Here is a 14502-nt window from a genome sequence, read left to right as displayed (position 1 = left end):
ACGATCGTCCGCATTGTGCGGTCGATCTTAAGAAGGAGGAGAAAATGACGTTTCGGATACGACCCGCGATGCTGAAAATGGCCGCGGCCGCATGGCTGCTCGGCGCAACCGGCGCCATGGCGGACACGACGCTGGAATTCACGCAGTGGTGGGAGCCAGAGCTGCCCGCAGGCTCCTTGCGCAAAATCATGGACGAGTTCGAGGCTGCAAACCCCGGGATCAAGGTGACGCTGGTCAGCGGCCCCTATGCGACCACGCGAGACCAGATCTCGGTCGGTGCTGCGACCGGAACGCTTAGCGACGTTGTCGGTCTCGATGGCGCCTGGGTGAACAATCTGAACGCACAGAACGCGCTGGCCGACATGAACCCGATGATGGATGCGAGCGGCTTCGATAAGAGCCAGGTCGCCGATATCATCAAGGTGGACGGCAAGGCGGTGATGTTTCCCGTGGCTTCGTTCGTCTATCCGGTCTTCGTCAATATGGACCTCGCCGCCCAGGCAGGCGTGAGCAAGCTGCCGTCGACCCGCGCGGAGTTCCTCGAAGCCGCCAAGAAGATGACCCATGCCGACAAGAACCAGTATGGCTGGGTTCTGCCCCTGTCGCTGCAAACACCGTCCGGCGTCCAGAACGACATGATGTCGTGGGTCTGGGCTTCGGGCCAATCGATGATGGCGAATGGCAAGCCCGACCTCGAGGGCAAACCGGTGGTGGATATGCTCAGCTTCGTGAAATCGCTCAACGACGCCGGCACCATCTCGCCCGGCATCGCCACCAAGACGGAACAGGAGAAGGTCGAGGAATTCGTCAACGACCGGGTCGGGATGATGATCGACTCGCTCGCGCATGTGAACCTCATTCGCAAACGCAATCCCAAGCTGAACTTCGACCTCATCCCGGTCCCGGTCGTGGAGAACTACAACGGCAAGCGCGGCCTTCCCTATGCCTCCTGGGGTATCGGTATCTCTGCCGGCTCGAAGCACCAGGAGGAGGCCTGGAAGCTCGTCCAATATCTGATGAGTGAAAAGGTGAACGCCAAGCTCGTGTCGCTTGCAAACGCCTTCCCGGGCAACGTCAACGCCAAGCCCGATTTCGTGACGTCCGACAAGGCATTCGCAAAGGCTTTCGAAATCTTCAAGACCGGTTATCTCGCCAACGAGTTCACGGGTCTGCCGGTGGCGGAAGACCTGATGACCCAGTTCGACGTGGAAGCCCAGAAGATGCTTGCCGGCGAGCAGTCTCCGGAACAAGCCGCAGCCAACGCTCAAAAGGGCTGGATGGCGAAATTCTGATCGGCCTGTTCCCCGTTCACTTTCCGACCGGGTGGCCTGACTTCGGGCAGGCCACCCGGCCACAACGGATCGGTGGACCCGTGTTCCGAAGCTCACCTTCTCTTGAAGGCGTATTTCAAGGTTGGCACATGACCCCGCAGAAGCGCTCCCATCACAGACTGAAACGAGCGGTCGCACCCTATCTCTATCTGTCGCCCTCGCTCCTCATAATCGGTCTTCTGATGCTGCTGCCGATGGTGACGGTGATTGCCTATTCGTTCCAGAACAGCGCGGTGCTGCGCCGTGACCCATCCTTTGCCGGACTGAAACACTACCAGGCGATCTTTGCCGATCCGGTGTTTTGGGCTTCGCTGTGGCACACGCTCTACTTCACTTGCATGAGTGTTGTTTTCCACATGACCATCGGCATGGTCTTCGCACTCATGCTGAACAGCGACCGCATCAATCCGATGCTGCGCAATATTCTGCGCGTGCTCTACATACTGCCTTGGCTGTTCACTGCGGTGATTATCGCCGTGATCTGGCGCCTCCTGCTTGAGCCGAACGGGGTCGTGAACAGCATTCTCATGCAGATGGGCATCATCGGTTCCAAGGTCGAGTGGTTTTCCTCGCCCGAGACCGCGCTGCACGCCGTCACCTTCGCCAATATCTGGGCGGGGTACCCGCTTTTCATGGTCAGCCTGCTCGCAGGCCTGCAGGGCATTCCCAAGGATTTCTACGAGGCCGCCGATATCGACGGCGCCAAGGCCTACCAGAAGCTGATCTTCATCACGATCCCGCAGTTGATGCCGATCATCATCAGCATCTCGCTGCTCGACTTCATCTGGACCATGCAGGTCTTCCCATTGATCTGGATAACGACGGGCGGTGGTCCGATCTACTCGACCGAGGTCCTCAGCACCTACACCTATAAGCTGGCGTTTTCGAGCTACAACCTGTCTCAGGCGTCGGCGAGCGCTGTGGTCATCCTGCTGATCTCGCTTGGCCTGACGCTGTTCTACATCCGTTATCAAAAGGCTCGGTAGTCCATGAGGAAAAGGCACACGCCGAAAGACAAGCTGATCACCGTCGCGCTCCATGTAGCGCTTGTCGCGGGGCTCTTTTTCGCGGCCTTCCCGATCTACTGGATGCTCAGCAGCTCGTTCAAATCGAATACTGAAATCTTTGCCCTGCCACCAACCATCCTGCCGAAGGCCTTCACGCTGGAAGCGTACGCAGCCATCGTTGGCGACCCGGTAAAGCTGCGCTTCTTCTTCAACAGCTACTTCGTGGCGGCAGCGGTGACCGTGCTGACGGTGCTGATCGCCTTGCTGGCGGCCTACGGGTTCAGCCGCTTCAACTTTCGCGGCAAGGGCAGCCTGAACACACTCATCATCAGCACGCAGACGATTCCGCCGATCACGCTTCTCATCCCCTTCTTCGGGCTTGTCGTCTCATATGGCATCTTTGACACCTATATCGCGCTGATCCTGACTTACCTGGTGTTTACGCTGCCCTACGCGATCCTGCTGATGACGGGATATCTCAACACCTTGCCCCGCGATCTCGATGAAGCGGTGGCTGTCGACGGCGGCACCAGTTGGACAGCGCTTTGGCGGGTGATCGTCCCGATCTCGCTGCCTGGTATCGTGGCGACGTCTGTCTACACCTTCCTGTTATGCTGGAACGAATTTCTCTTTGCGCTGACGCTGACCAAGTCGACGTCCATGCGCACCGTGCCGATCGGCATCCAGCTGTTGATGGGGCAGCACGCCTTCGAATGGAACCAGATGATGGCGATGAGCGTGCTCGGCTCGTTACCGCTTTTGCTCATCTACCTCGTTGCCCAGAGATTCTTCCTCGCAGGCATGACCGCGGGCTCGGTCAAGTAGGACGTCCCTCCCATGAAGACGCAGAGCGACACCAAGGAATGGGCGGTATCAAGGAATGAAAGAATGAACGTGAAAGACCTCAAAGTCGGCTGCCAGACTTTTACCTGGGAGATGCTCGGCGACCGTTTTGGCGGCGGCCCGGACGATCTCATCAAGGCGATTTCCGACGGCGGCTATGCCGGCATCGAGATCACCGACACGATGATCGGTCGCTATGCCGGCAATCCTGCGGAGTTCGCCGCCGCGTTGAAGGCATCCGGCCTCATGCTGGTCTCGTTCGCCTTCGGCTCGAAGAGCGGCTTCACGCTCAAGGAGAAAATCGGCGAGGACCTCGAAACCGCCGGTCGCTGGATCGACTTCGCCGCCGCCTTTCCGGGAGCGCTGGTGTCGATGGGCTCGGCAACCGTCGTCTCCGACGGCCCGCGCGACCACAAATTCGCCATCGCCGCCGAGGTCTACAACAAGGCCGGCGAACTTGGGCGCAAGGCCGGCCTGCAGGTGGCTGTGCATCCGAGCTCGCATCACAACACGCTGCTCTTCGACCGCGCCGATTATGACCGCATCTTCTCCCTGCTTGACCCATCGCTGGTCGGCTGGGTGCCGGACACCGGACACATCTTGCGCGGCCGTCAGGACATGGCCGATACGCTCACCACCTATCGCGACCGCATTCGCTATGTGCATCTGAAAGACGTCGATGCCAACGGCAGTTGGGCGATGCTCGGCCAGGGTGTCTGCGACACGGCTAAGGTGATCGAGATCGCAAGCGCCGCGCCCAACTTCAACGGCTGGCTGGTGCTGGAGGAGGAATCCGAAACCGCCGCCGCCGATCCGGCTGGCGCGGTGAAGATGAATCGCCAGACCATGCGCGGCTACGGGGCTTGAGGCGATGATCCGCAAACAAGACCGTCGTCTTCGTGTCGGTGTGCTCGGCTGCGGGCCGATCGCGCAGTTCGCGCATCTGGAATCCTGCGTGAAGGCGGCCAATGCCGACCTCTACGCGATCTGCGACGCGGCGCCCGACCTGCTTGCGCGCATGAGCGCCACCTACGAGCCGCAAAAAATGTATGGCGACTATGACGAGATGCTCGCCGACCCCAAGTTGGAGGCGGTGATCGTCGCGACGTCCGACGCCTACCACGTGCCGATGTCGATCAGGGCGCTCGAAGCAGGCAAGCACGTGCTTTGCGAAAAGCCGATCGGCATTTCCGTCGAAGAAGGCGAGAGGCTGGCGGAAGCGGTCAAGCGCTCCGGCAAGGTGCTTCAGGTCGGGCATATGAAGCGCTTCGACCCGGCGCTGGAGGCGGCGCGCGATTTCGTGTGCGACGAGATGGGCGAGATCCTGGCGCTGAAGGCCTGGTATTGCGATTCCACCCATCGCTACACCAATACCGACGCCGTGCAGCCGCTGCCCGTCACCAGCAAGCTGGCGAGGAAGCCGGCCGGCAATCCGAAGGCGGACCTGAGACAGTATTTCATGCTGGCGCATGGCTCGCATCTGGTCGACACGGCGCGCTTCCTGTGCGGCGACATCACGGCCGTGCGCGCGCGGCTCAACCAACGCTTCGGCGCTTATTGCTGGTTCGTCGAGACGGAGTTCGCCAATGGGGCGCTCGGCCATCTCGACCTAACCGTTGCGGTGCGCATGGACTGGCACGAGGGCTTCCAGCTCTATGGCGAGAACGGCTCGGTGATCGCGAAGACCTTCAATCCCTGGTATTTCCGCGCCAGCGAGGTCGACATTTTTCATGAGAAGGACGCGACGTCGCGCAAGCCGCTCGGCGCCGACAGCCACTTCTTCCGCCGCCAACTGGAAGGCCTCGCCGACACGGTGCTCAACGGCGCGCCGCAGCGCGGCGCTACCGTGGAAGACGGGCTCGCTTCGATCCGCGCCATGGTGGCGATCGCCCGCTCGGTCGAAAGCGGCCAGCGCGTTGAGCTCGCCGGCGTCACCGGAGCGGTCTGATGCAGGTCGGGGTGTTCGCCAAGACTTTTCCAGGCGGCGAGCCGGCAGGCGTGCTCGCCGCCGTTCGCGAAGCGGGCTTCGCAGTCACCCAGTTCAACCTTGCCTGCGCCGGCCTGCCGTCGATGCCGGACGATGTTCCCGACGAAGCGATCCGTACGATCGATGCCGCCGCTAAGGCTAGCGGCGTCGGTCTCGTCGCGCTGTCGGGAACCTACAACATGGCGCATCCGGACAGCCGGGTGCGCGATGACGGGCTGCGGCGGCTCGGGGTGGTCATTGAGGCAGCCGCCAGGCTTTCGATCCCGCTGGTGACACTGTGCACCGGAACGCGCAACGCCGAGGACCAATGGGCGCACCACCCCGACAATGCCGATCCCTCGGCTTGGGCCGACATGGCGCGGGAAATGGAGAAGGCGCTTCAGCTCGCCGAGCACCACGGCGTCGATCTCGGCATCGAGCCGGAGCAAGCCAACATCGTCACCTCCGCCGATGACGCCGCGCGGCTGAATTCCGAAATGGGTTCGAACCGGCTGCGCATCGTGCTCGACCCCGCCAATCTGTTCGAGCGAGCGAATGCCGACGAGGCACGCGGCATCGTTGCCGAAGCGGTCGAGCGCACGGCGGGTCATGTCGCGCTTGCGCACGCCAAGGACCGTTTCGCCGATGGGCGCTTCGCCACGGCCGGACGAGGCGTGGTCGACTTCGACGATTTCGTCGCTCGCCTGAGGGCCACAGGCTTCGACGGGCCGCTGGTGACGCACGGGCTTTCGGCCGAGGAAGCGCCGGGCGTCGCCCGCTTCCTCAAGGGGCTCATGTGATGGGCACGCTGCTGCGCGACGGTGCCACGCTGCATATGACCGACACCGGCGAAGGCCTGGCGGTCGTCTTTCAGCATGGGCTCGGCGGCGGCGAGGCGCAGGTCGCGCAGACTTTCCCCGCAGGCTTCCGGCGCATCACGCTGGAATGCCGCGGGCATGGCGGCTCTGGGCTTGGCAAGCGGCGGCCGTTCTCGTTCGAAATCTTCGCTGACGATGTGCTTGCCGCCGCCGATCGTGCCGGCCTCGACCGCTTCGTTGCCGGCGGCGTCTCGATGGGCGCCGCGATCGCGCTTCGCCTCGCCTGCCGTCATCCGCGGCGCGTCGCCGCCCTGGTCCTGGTGCGGCCGGCATGGACGTTTTCGCCGGCACCGCAGAACATGCGGCCGATCACCGAGGCCGCCGAGCTCATCCTGGAACACGGGGCCGACAAAGGGCGGACAATCTTCGCACGATCGGACACGGCCACGCGGCTCTACCGCGAGGCGCCCGACAATCTGGCCTCGCTGCTCGGCTATTTCGACCGGCCCGACGCCAAGGGGTTCGCGCAAGTGCTCGCCGACATCGCCAGCGACGGTCCAGGCGTTTGCGACCGCGACGTCGCGGCGCTCGACATTCCTGCGCTGGTCGTCGGCAATCCGATGGACGCGGTGCATCCGCTGTCGAGCGCCTACACGCTTGCCGCCGCGATGCCCCACGCGGTCTTCGCCGAGATCACGCCGAAGGCGCGCAACAGCGCCAGACATTTCATCGAACTGCACGAGCAGATCAGTTCCTTCCTCCAGTCCAACTCGAATGCCCGGAGCCTCATTCCGTCATGACCGCCAAACCCGTCTCCGGACCCGCGGCAATAGCCGCACTGCCGCGCAACCGGCTTATCGGCGAATTCTCGCTGTGGTCGGCGGATCTCGCCAATATGGAGCGCGACCTGAAGCGCATCGAAGCCCATGCCGATCTGCACCACATCGACGTGGCGGACGCCCGCTTCACCCCCGGCTTCTTGTTCTTTCCCGACATGGTGGCGCGCATCGCCAAGCTGACGGCGAAGCCGATCCACGTCCATCTGATGGTCGAGGCCGAGATCGTCGAGGCTCAGACGCGCCAGTTCATCGAGGCTGGTGCCGATCTCGTAACCATCCATGCCGAGAATGGCGCGGCAGGCTTGCGCGCCGTGAAGCTGGCGCGTGAGCTCGACGCAGAGGCCGGAGTGGTGCTGCGGCTGGAGACGCCCCTTGAAGCGATCGAGCCGTTCCTGCCACGCGTGGCCTTCGTGACGCTGCTCGGCACCTCGATCGGGGTCAAGGGACAGAGCCTGTCCGAGGAAGCCTGCCCAAGGCTGGTCGAGGCGCGCGCCCTGATGAGGAAGGCCGGCCGCGAGGGCGACATCCGGCTCGCCGCCGATGGCGGCATCCGCCATGAGACGGTGCCGCTGCTGCGCGCCGCCGGCGCCGACACGGTGGTGCTGGGCTCGCTCGCTTTCGGCGATCCCAATCTCGCCCAGCGCATGGCCTGGCTGCATGGACTGAAGGCCGCCGCCTGATGAGCACGATCGCCCTTGCCTTCGATCTCGGCGGCACGGAACTGCGCGGCGCGCTGGTCGAGCGCAGTGGCGAAGTCGTCGAGCGCGTCTCGGCGCCGACGCTTGCCGGCGCCGGATCGGAAGCGGTGATCGGCCAGATCATCGCGCTGGCGGACAGGCTGCTTAAAGAACACCCGCAGGCAAAGGTCAGCGGCATCGGCATGTGCGCGCCGGGGCCGCTCGACCCCAAGGCAGGCATCGTCATCGGGCCGCCGACGCTCGCCGGCTGGCACAACGTGCCGCTGATCGACATCCTCAGCCGCCAGTTCGGCTTGCCGGTACGGCTGGAGAACGACGCCAATGCCGCGGCGCTCGGCGAGTGGCGTTTCGGCGCCGGCCGCGGCGCGGGCTCGCTGGTCTTCGTCACCGTCTCGACCGGTATCGGCGGCGGCGTGGTCGCTGATGGCCACATCTACCATGGAAGGCGCGGGCTCGCAGCCGAGATCGGCCACATGACCATCACCGGCGAAGGCGACCGCTGTTTCTGCGGCAACGTCGGCTGCTTCGAGGCCGTTGCTTCCGGCACCGCGCTCGGGCGCCGGGCGACCCGCCTCACCAAGCCAGGCGACGGCTCGGTGCTCAGACGTCTTTCCGACGACGGCGACGTCTCGGCCCGGCATGTCGTGGATGCCGCGCGCGCCGGCGACGCGGCCGCCCGCGAACTGGTCGAGACCGAGGCGAAATGGCTGGGCATCGGCTTCACCAATCTCCTGCATCTCTATTCGCCGGACCTGATCGTCATGGGGGGCGGCCTCGCAAACGGGTTCGATCTGCTGGCGCCGGGCATCAGGGCGACGGTCGAGGAACGCGCCATGCAAGCCTATCGCGACGTGCCGATCGTGCCGGCCGAGCTCGGCGATCGCGCCGGGCTGGTCGGCGCGGCAAGCCTGATCCTGTGGGAGGGCGAGCCGGGAACGGCGCTGGCGATGGTGCAGAATGAGCAAACGAAGCTCGGCGAAACGACCGGCGCTTCGGCCCGATCGATCATCGAACGGATGAAGGAGAGCGAAGGGAACTGAGACCGCCCGCCTTCCTATTGTCCGCGCCCGGCTCGGTCTTGGGCTGAGGTCGCGCCAGAAGATAAAGGGCGGCCACGTGCGTAATCATCAGCAGGGGCACATAGATGATCGGGATCGCGTATGCGGCGCCCAGCTGCCCGGCCTGCTCGGGCAGATGAAGCACGGTGCCGTGATAGTAGTCGCCGACGAGGTCGACTATTCCCACCAGATTGAAGGCCGCGACGGACGGCCAGAAGATCGAGGACCGCTTCACGCCAAGCAGCGCCAGCATGGCCAGCAGCCCGGTCGCGAAATCGCCATAGGCGGCAAAGACCGCGAAGTCCGCCGGGAGGTTCGGGCCAACCACGCCCGGAACCAGGAAGACCAGCCCGAAGAAGCGGAAGCTGTGCAGCGTCGCGATGGCGCGCTGCGCCTCGACGCGGTCCATGAGCCTGAGCCTCGGCCAGATATAGGCGCCGAAGCAGAGCAGCCACGGGACGTAGCCCAGGACGAGATGGATGTTGAAGATCGTCGCCGGCGTCATACTTGCCTCCCGTTAGAGATTGGCTGGAACGGCTTCGAATACCGCCTTCAGGATACCGAGACGGCCTTCCAACAGAGATTTAGCGAAGGCGGCGGCCCCGACGCCCGCAACCGCACGCGATCCAAATCGTCCGTCATTGCCACTTCCCTCCAGCCTTCCAATCGACAACACAGATACGACCGCTTTGTGCCGGGAACTATCCGCGATAATCTCAATGGGTCATGAAGCAAAACTTCACAGTCCGGCATGGCGCCCTCGACGGCGTCGAGGCGTTCCTGAGCGTCGCCAGGCATCGCAATTTCCGCAAGGCGGCGGCGGAGCTCGGCGTCACGCCATCGGCGATCAGCCAGGCGGTGCGGACATTGGAAGCGCGCATCGGCGCCGCGCTGTTCATCCGCACGACACGCAGCGTCGGCCTGACCGAAGCCGGCGAGCGTTTTTTCTCGCGTGCCCGGCCAGCCTTCGAGGAATTGGTAGCAGCAAGCGAGGTCGCGCGCGAAATCGGCCAGCGGCCGGCTGGGCTTTTGCGCCTGTCGGTACCGCCTGCGGTGGTGCCGACGCTGCTGGAGCCGATGATCGCGTCCTTCTGCCAGGCCTATCCCGAGATCGAGCTGGAGATCGTCGCTAGCGGCGAGCTGGCGGACCTCGCAGCCGAGGGATTCGACGCCGGTATCCGGCTCGGCGACCTCATCGCGGCCGACATGGTCGCGGTTCGACTGACGCCGTCCTTCCCGATGGTGGTCGTCGGCAGTCCCGACTATCTACGCCAGCGAACAACGCCGGAGCGAATCGAGGATCTGCGCCACCATGCCTGCCTGCGCCTGCGCCGATCGAACGGTTCGGTCGCGCCGTGGCGCTTCGCCAAAGGCAACAAGGCGGTCGAGGCAATCGTTTCCGGGCCGTTCATTGCACACGACTATCCCACGCTGCTTGGCGCTGCGATCCAGGGCGCCGGGCTTGCCCAGGTGCCAAGCCCGATTGCCGCCGCGGCGCTCGCGGACGGGCGCCTCGAGGCGCTGCTTTCGGCCTTCGCTGCGACATCGCCGGGTGTCTTCCTCTACTATCCGGAAAAACAACAGGTCCTGCCCAAACTGCGCGCCTTCATCGATCACATCAGGCATCGAGGCGGCGCCGAGACCTCCCGAAAACGGCCGAGGGAACGGCAGACTCAGGCCTAACGCATCAGCCGACCTGGCAGCGATCAGCGACTGGATGGGGCGGCGATAGCGCAGGCCGGCTTCAAAGTATCGGTGGTGCGGCTTCAGCAGGTGCATGACACGGTGAAGCAAGGCCTGATCACGCCGCGGGTGGCGCTGACCTCGCGCCAGGGTGTCAGCCTATCTTGGCCTAACCGGGCTCGCTTCCTTCAGGCGCGGAGCAGATCAGCGAGGCTGTCGGACTTCTCGACCTTGTCGGTAAGATCGAGCCCCGAGAGCAGATCGACCAGATGGCTGTTCATCAGCGCCGCGGCGTCGGCGCTGTCGCCGGCTTCAATGGCGTCGACCAACGCGTGATGGGCATGTTTCTCGCAGGTCGCGTCGCGGCGTTTCCAGTAGAGCGCGATGATCAGCGAGGAATGCGAGACGAGGTCGCGCACGAAGTTGGTGAATACCGAATGCGCCGCGATTTCGGCGATGCCGACATGGAAGCGCGCCGACAGCATGATGGCGTCGCTGTCGCGACCGGCATGCAGCGCCTCATGCTCCTTCTCCAGGTGCATTCGCAATTGCGCGATGTCGGAGGGCACCGCAGCCTTTGCGGCGAGCGCCGCCACCTTGGGTTCGATCAGTGCCCTCGCCTCGAACACTTCGCGCGCCTCGATCTTCGAGGGCTGTGCGACGAAGGCGCCGCGGTTGGGCTCCAGCCGCGCCAGCCGGTCATGCGCAAGGGCCTGCAAGGCGGCGCGGACGACGGTGCGACTCACCGAATAGATCGACGCCAGCTCGTCCTCCGGCAGCTTGGTGCCCGGGGCGAGACGATGGCTGACGATGGCGTCTCTCAGCCCATAGTAGATCTGCGACCAGCGCGCTGCCGGCTTGTCGTCGCGATCGTCTTCTCTGAGTACCGTCAACATGCTTTCAATGCGCAGGCCCGACGCGGCCCGCTCTGCCCCCAAATCGCCAGCGGCCGGTCCAATCTAATGGCGCTCGCGCCCCGGTCAATCCCGCGGGACCGATCTCCCGGGGCCACGTTTACCCAGGCGAACCGGCGCCCGGGGGAGACGCCGAAGCGAAGATACCCGCGAAACGCTTGCCTCGCGGGGCGGCATAGCCGCCGATCTTCGATGTCTTCAAGCCGACCTTGAACAGGCTCTCGGCCAGGGTGACGGCGCAGACGACGCCGTCAAGCACCGGAACGCCATGCTCTTCCGACAGGCTGTGCGCAAGGTCGGCCATGCCGGCGCAGCCCAGCACGATCGCCTCGGCGTGATCCTCGCGAATGGCGCGCGCGATCTCGTCCGAGATCCGATGCCTGGCGTTCGAGCCTGGCCGTTCAAGCTCGAGCACGGCGACTTCCGACGAGCGCACTTTGGCGCAGCGCGAGGAAAGACCGTATTTCGCAAGGTTGTGCTCGATGGCGGGGACTGAGCGGGCGAGCGTGGTGACGACGCTGAACTTGCCGGCGACAAGGCTGGCGAGATGGAAGGCCGCCTCGCCGATGCCGATGACCGGCGCTTCGGTCGCGCAGCGCGCGGCGTCGAGCCCGGTATCGTCGAAGCAGGCGATCACATAGGCATCCGCCGCCGGCGCCTTGCTCATCTCGGCGATGATGCCCGGTACGGCGAACACCTCGTCGAAATAGCCCTCGATGCTCGGCGGACCATCGGCCGGATTGACAGCGACGATTTCGGTTCCTGATGAGGCGACGCTTGTCGCCGCCTTGCCGATCTTGCCGGTCATCGACGCGGTCGTGTTGGGGTTGATGACGAGTATGCGCATTAAAATCAGCCTCAGATCTCGCCGCCGAGATAAAGACGTTTGACCCGGTCGTCGCTCAGCAATTCGGCGGAGTTGCCGCTCAGGGCGACGCTGCCGGTGGTCAGCGCATAGGCGCGCTGCGAAATGCGAAGCGCCATGCGGGAATTCTGCTCGACCAACAGAACGCTGACCTTCTCGTCGCGGTTGATGGCGACAATCGAGCGGGCGATGTCCTGGACAAGTTTTGGCGCGACTCCGAGCGACGGCTCGTCGAGCAGCAAAAGCTTCGGCTTGGCCATCAGCGCGCGGCCGATGACCAGCATCTGCTGTTCGCCGCCGCTCATCGTGCCGGCAGCTTGGGAGAAGCGCTCCTTCAGCCGGGGAAAGCGCCCCAGCACCATCTCCAAGGTCGCCGCGATCTCGGCCTTGCTCGAGCGCGTGAAGGCGCCCATCAAAAGGTTGTCCCTGACCGTCATATAGGGAAAGACGCGGCGCCCTTCCGGCACCATGGCGATGCCCATCTTGACGATCTCGTCTGGAGCGGCGCCGTCGATGCGCTTGCCGCTGTAGTGGATCTCGCCGGACCTAATCCGGTTGAGCCCGGTGATGGCGCGCAGGATCGACGACTTGCCGGCGCCGTTGGCGCCGATCAGCGCGACGGTCTCACCCTCATTGACCTCGAGCGAGACGCCCTTCAGCGCATAGACGTGATCGTAATAGAGTTCGACGCCGGCGAAGTTCAGGATCTGGTTCATAGCCCGATCGCCTCGTCTTCGCTGCCGAGATAGGCTTCGATGACCTTCTCGTTGGCCTGGATTTCCGACGGTGTTCCCTCGGCGATCTTCTGCCCGAAATTGAGCACCACGATGCGGTCCGAGATCTTCATCACGGCCGGCATGTCGTGCTCGACGAGCAGGATGGTAAGGCCGAGATCGCGCAGGCGCCGCACCATCGCCACCATGCGCATCGTCTCCTCGTGATTCATGCCGGCGAAGGGCTCGTCGAGCAGCAGGATCGAGGGATCGGTGGCAAGGCCGATGGCGATGCCCAGCGCCCGCAAATGGCCATGTGGCAGGTTGCGGGCGATCTCGCTGGCAAGCGAAGCCAGGCCGAGCAGCGCCAGGATCTCGTCGGCGGACTGGCCGAAAGCCCCTTCGTCTGCCTTGGCCGTGCCGGTGCCGAGAAAGAAGCCGACGAGGCTCGCCTTCGAGCGCAGATGATGCGCGATGATGACGTTGTCGCGCACGCTCATGTTCTTGAAGATCGTCGTTTCCTGGAAGGTGCGCACGACGCCCTTGCGCGCGGCGATATGCGGCGCCATGCCGGAGATGCGTTCACCCTTCAGGCGGACCTCGCCGGACGTTGGCCTGAGAAACGACGAGATCAGCTTGAACAGCGTCGACTTGCCGGCGCCGTTCGGACCGATAACCGAGAGAATCTCCTTTTCGCGCACCGAGAAGGAGACGTTGTTAACCGCGACGAGACCGCCGAAGCGCTTGGTGATGCCGGAAACTTCGAGCATTTCGGCCATGGCTCAAGCCTTCTTCCGGGTCGGAACCGTGAGGCTGAGCAGGCCGTTTGGCAGCACCAGCATCAAAACGATCATCAGGCCGGAATAGATCAGGAGCTGGAATTGGCCGGTCTGGAACAAGAGGTCCCAGCCGAAATAGAGGACCAGCGTGCCGAGCATCGGACCGAACACGTAGCCGAGGCCGCCGAGGAAGCAGTTCAGCATGAAGTTGACGGAATCGGTGACCGTGAAGCTCGAGGGATAGATCGACTGCGAGATGGCGGCGAAGATGGCGCCGGCGAGACCGCCGAAGAAGGAGGACACCGCATAGGCGATGACGCGCAGATAGGCGATGTTGACGCCGATCGAGGAAGCGAGTTCCTCGTTCTGCTGCAGCGACTGGCAGAGCTTGCCGATGCGCGAGTTGACCAGCCGATACATCACCGCGAAGCAGCCCACCATCAGCGTGACCGCCAGCAGGTAGAACGCGAGCCGCGAATTCTGCAGCGTGGCGAAGTCCGGGATGATGGTCAGCCCGAAGACCGAGAGCGCGCCGGGCAGCGGGATGCTGACGATGCCCTTGGCGCCGTTGGTGATCGGCAGCGCCAGCGCCAAGAGCCGCACGACCTCGGTCAGAACCAGCGTCACCATGGCGAAATAGACGCCGCGCAACCGCAGGATCGGCAGACCGATCAGCACGCTCGCGGCGGCGCAGAAGAGACCGGCGACAGGCAGCGTCAGCCAGAACGACCAGCCGTGGTTCATCACCAGTATGGCTGAGACATAGCCGCCCATCAGCGCATAGGCGCCCTGGCCGATATTGATGCGGCCGATGTAGAAGGTGAGCCACACGCCGGCGCTGGCGATGCTGAGCAGCGCCACCGAAGTCAGCGTGTAGTAGAGGTCGATGCGGCCGCTGGCCGAGATCGCGGCCGGCACGGCGATCAAGACGATCGCCAGGAAGGCTGCGACCGAAGCGATCTTCATGTTGCGATTGCGGGTCATGTCG

At 64.1% G+C, this 14502-nt stretch carries 16 protein-coding genes; 10 read left to right on the top strand and 6 right to left on the bottom strand.

Annotation, left to right across the window (positions count from 1 at the left end):
* Positions 1-44: 44 nt before the first annotated feature.
* The 9 genes from A9K66_RS20855 (at position 45) to A9K66_RS20815 (ending at position 8542) form a co-directional block, all read left to right on the top strand.
* Complete coding sequence (locus A9K66_RS20855; RefSeq protein WP_067327674.1) at positions 45-1292, top strand: sugar ABC transporter substrate-binding protein; 1248 nt, start codon at positions 45-47, stop codon at positions 1290-1292.
* A 128-nt stretch (positions 1293-1420) separates the two neighbouring features.
* The gene (locus A9K66_RS20850) at positions 1421-2317 is read left to right on the top strand and encodes a sugar ABC transporter permease (protein ID WP_067327670.1); all 897 of its coding nucleotides are present in this window, start codon (positions 1421-1423) and stop codon (positions 2315-2317) included.
* A 3-nt stretch (positions 2318-2320) separates the two neighbouring features.
* On the top strand, positions 2321-3163 hold the full coding sequence (locus A9K66_RS20845) for a carbohydrate ABC transporter permease (protein ID WP_067327667.1): 843 nt from the start codon (positions 2321-2323) through the stop codon (positions 3161-3163).
* Between the two features lie 63 nt (positions 3164-3226).
* The gene (locus tag A9K66_RS20840) at positions 3227-4048 is read left to right on the top strand and encodes a sugar phosphate isomerase/epimerase (RefSeq protein ID WP_067327664.1); all 822 of its coding nucleotides are present in this window, start codon (positions 3227-3229) and stop codon (positions 4046-4048) included.
* A gap of 4 nt (positions 4049-4052) precedes the next feature.
* Positions 4053-5129 carry a Gfo/Idh/MocA family oxidoreductase gene (locus A9K66_RS20835; RefSeq protein WP_067327661.1) on the top strand — a complete coding sequence of 359 codons (1077 nt, stop codon included), beginning with the start codon at positions 4053-4055 and terminating at the stop codon, positions 5127-5129.
* Positions 5129-5947: a sugar phosphate isomerase/epimerase family protein gene (locus A9K66_RS20830; RefSeq protein WP_067327657.1), complete on the top strand. Its 819-nt coding sequence runs from the start codon at positions 5129-5131 to the stop codon at positions 5945-5947. Before A9K66_RS20835 ends, A9K66_RS20830 begins: the two co-directional genes overlap by 1 nt.
* The gene (locus A9K66_RS20825; RefSeq protein WP_067327654.1) at positions 5947-6765 is read left to right on the top strand and encodes an alpha/beta hydrolase; all 819 of its coding nucleotides are present in this window, start codon (positions 5947-5949) and stop codon (positions 6763-6765) included. The genes A9K66_RS20830 and A9K66_RS20825 overlap by 1 nt, the downstream gene beginning before the upstream one ends.
* Complete coding sequence (locus tag A9K66_RS20820) at positions 6762-7484, top strand: ribulose-phosphate 3-epimerase (RefSeq protein WP_067327651.1); 723 nt, start codon at positions 6762-6764, stop codon at positions 7482-7484. Before A9K66_RS20825 ends, A9K66_RS20820 begins: the two co-directional genes overlap by 4 nt.
* On the top strand, positions 7484-8542 hold the full coding sequence (locus A9K66_RS20815; RefSeq protein ID WP_067327648.1) for an ROK family protein: 1059 nt from the start codon (positions 7484-7486) through the stop codon (positions 8540-8542). Before A9K66_RS20820 ends, A9K66_RS20815 begins: the two co-directional genes overlap by 1 nt.
* Here the strand turns inward: A9K66_RS20815 and A9K66_RS20810 are convergent.
* The gene (locus A9K66_RS20810; RefSeq protein ID WP_245307625.1) at positions 8508-9065 is read right to left on the bottom strand and encodes a hypothetical protein; all 558 of its coding nucleotides are present in this window, start codon (positions 9063-9065) and stop codon (positions 8508-8510) included. The two genes, A9K66_RS20815 and A9K66_RS20810, sit on opposite strands and share 35 nt — an antisense overlap.
* Before the next feature lie 221 nt (positions 9066-9286).
* Here A9K66_RS20810 and A9K66_RS20805 point away from each other — a divergent pair, with 221 nt between their 5' ends.
* The gene (locus A9K66_RS20805; protein WP_067327645.1) at positions 9287-10243 is read left to right on the top strand and encodes a LysR family transcriptional regulator; all 957 of its coding nucleotides are present in this window, start codon (positions 9287-9289) and stop codon (positions 10241-10243) included.
* 188 nt (positions 10244-10431) lie between these two features.
* On the opposite strand, the gene A9K66_RS20800 is transcribed toward A9K66_RS20805, so the two are convergent.
* The 5 genes from A9K66_RS20800 to A9K66_RS20780 all read right to left on the bottom strand — a co-directional run bounded on the left by A9K66_RS20800 (position 10432) and on the right by A9K66_RS20780 (position 14498).
* Positions 10432-11139: a GntR family transcriptional regulator gene (locus A9K66_RS20800; RefSeq protein ID WP_067327642.1), complete on the bottom strand. Its 708-nt coding sequence runs from the start codon at positions 11137-11139 to the stop codon at positions 10432-10434.
* A gap of 118 nt (positions 11140-11257) precedes the next feature.
* Positions 11258-12004, bottom strand: a complete 747-nt coding sequence (locus tag A9K66_RS20795; RefSeq protein WP_067327640.1) for an aspartate/glutamate racemase family protein — start codon at positions 12002-12004, stop codon at positions 11258-11260.
* An 11-nt stretch (positions 12005-12015) separates the two neighbouring features.
* Positions 12016-12738, bottom strand: a complete 723-nt coding sequence (locus A9K66_RS20790; RefSeq protein WP_066989044.1) for an ABC transporter ATP-binding protein — start codon at positions 12736-12738, stop codon at positions 12016-12018.
* A complete protein-coding gene (locus tag A9K66_RS20785; RefSeq protein WP_067327637.1) occupies positions 12735-13514 on the bottom strand; it encodes an ABC transporter ATP-binding protein in 780 nt (259 codons plus the stop codon). The genes A9K66_RS20790 and A9K66_RS20785 overlap by 4 nt, the downstream gene beginning before the upstream one ends.
* A gap of 3 nt (positions 13515-13517) precedes the next feature.
* Positions 13518-14498, bottom strand: coding sequence for a branched-chain amino acid ABC transporter permease (locus A9K66_RS20780; protein ID WP_067327634.1), 981 nt, complete (start codon positions 14496-14498; stop codon positions 13518-13520).
* Between the last annotated feature and the right edge of the window lie 4 nt (positions 14499-14502).

This window comes from Mesorhizobium sp. AA23 (genome assembly GCF_001672435.1).
Classification (GTDB): Bacteria; Pseudomonadota; Alphaproteobacteria; order Rhizobiales; family Rhizobiaceae; genus Mesorhizobium.
Note: the sequence above shows the minus strand (reverse complement) of the source record. Positions and strands in the feature narration are given on the sequence as shown.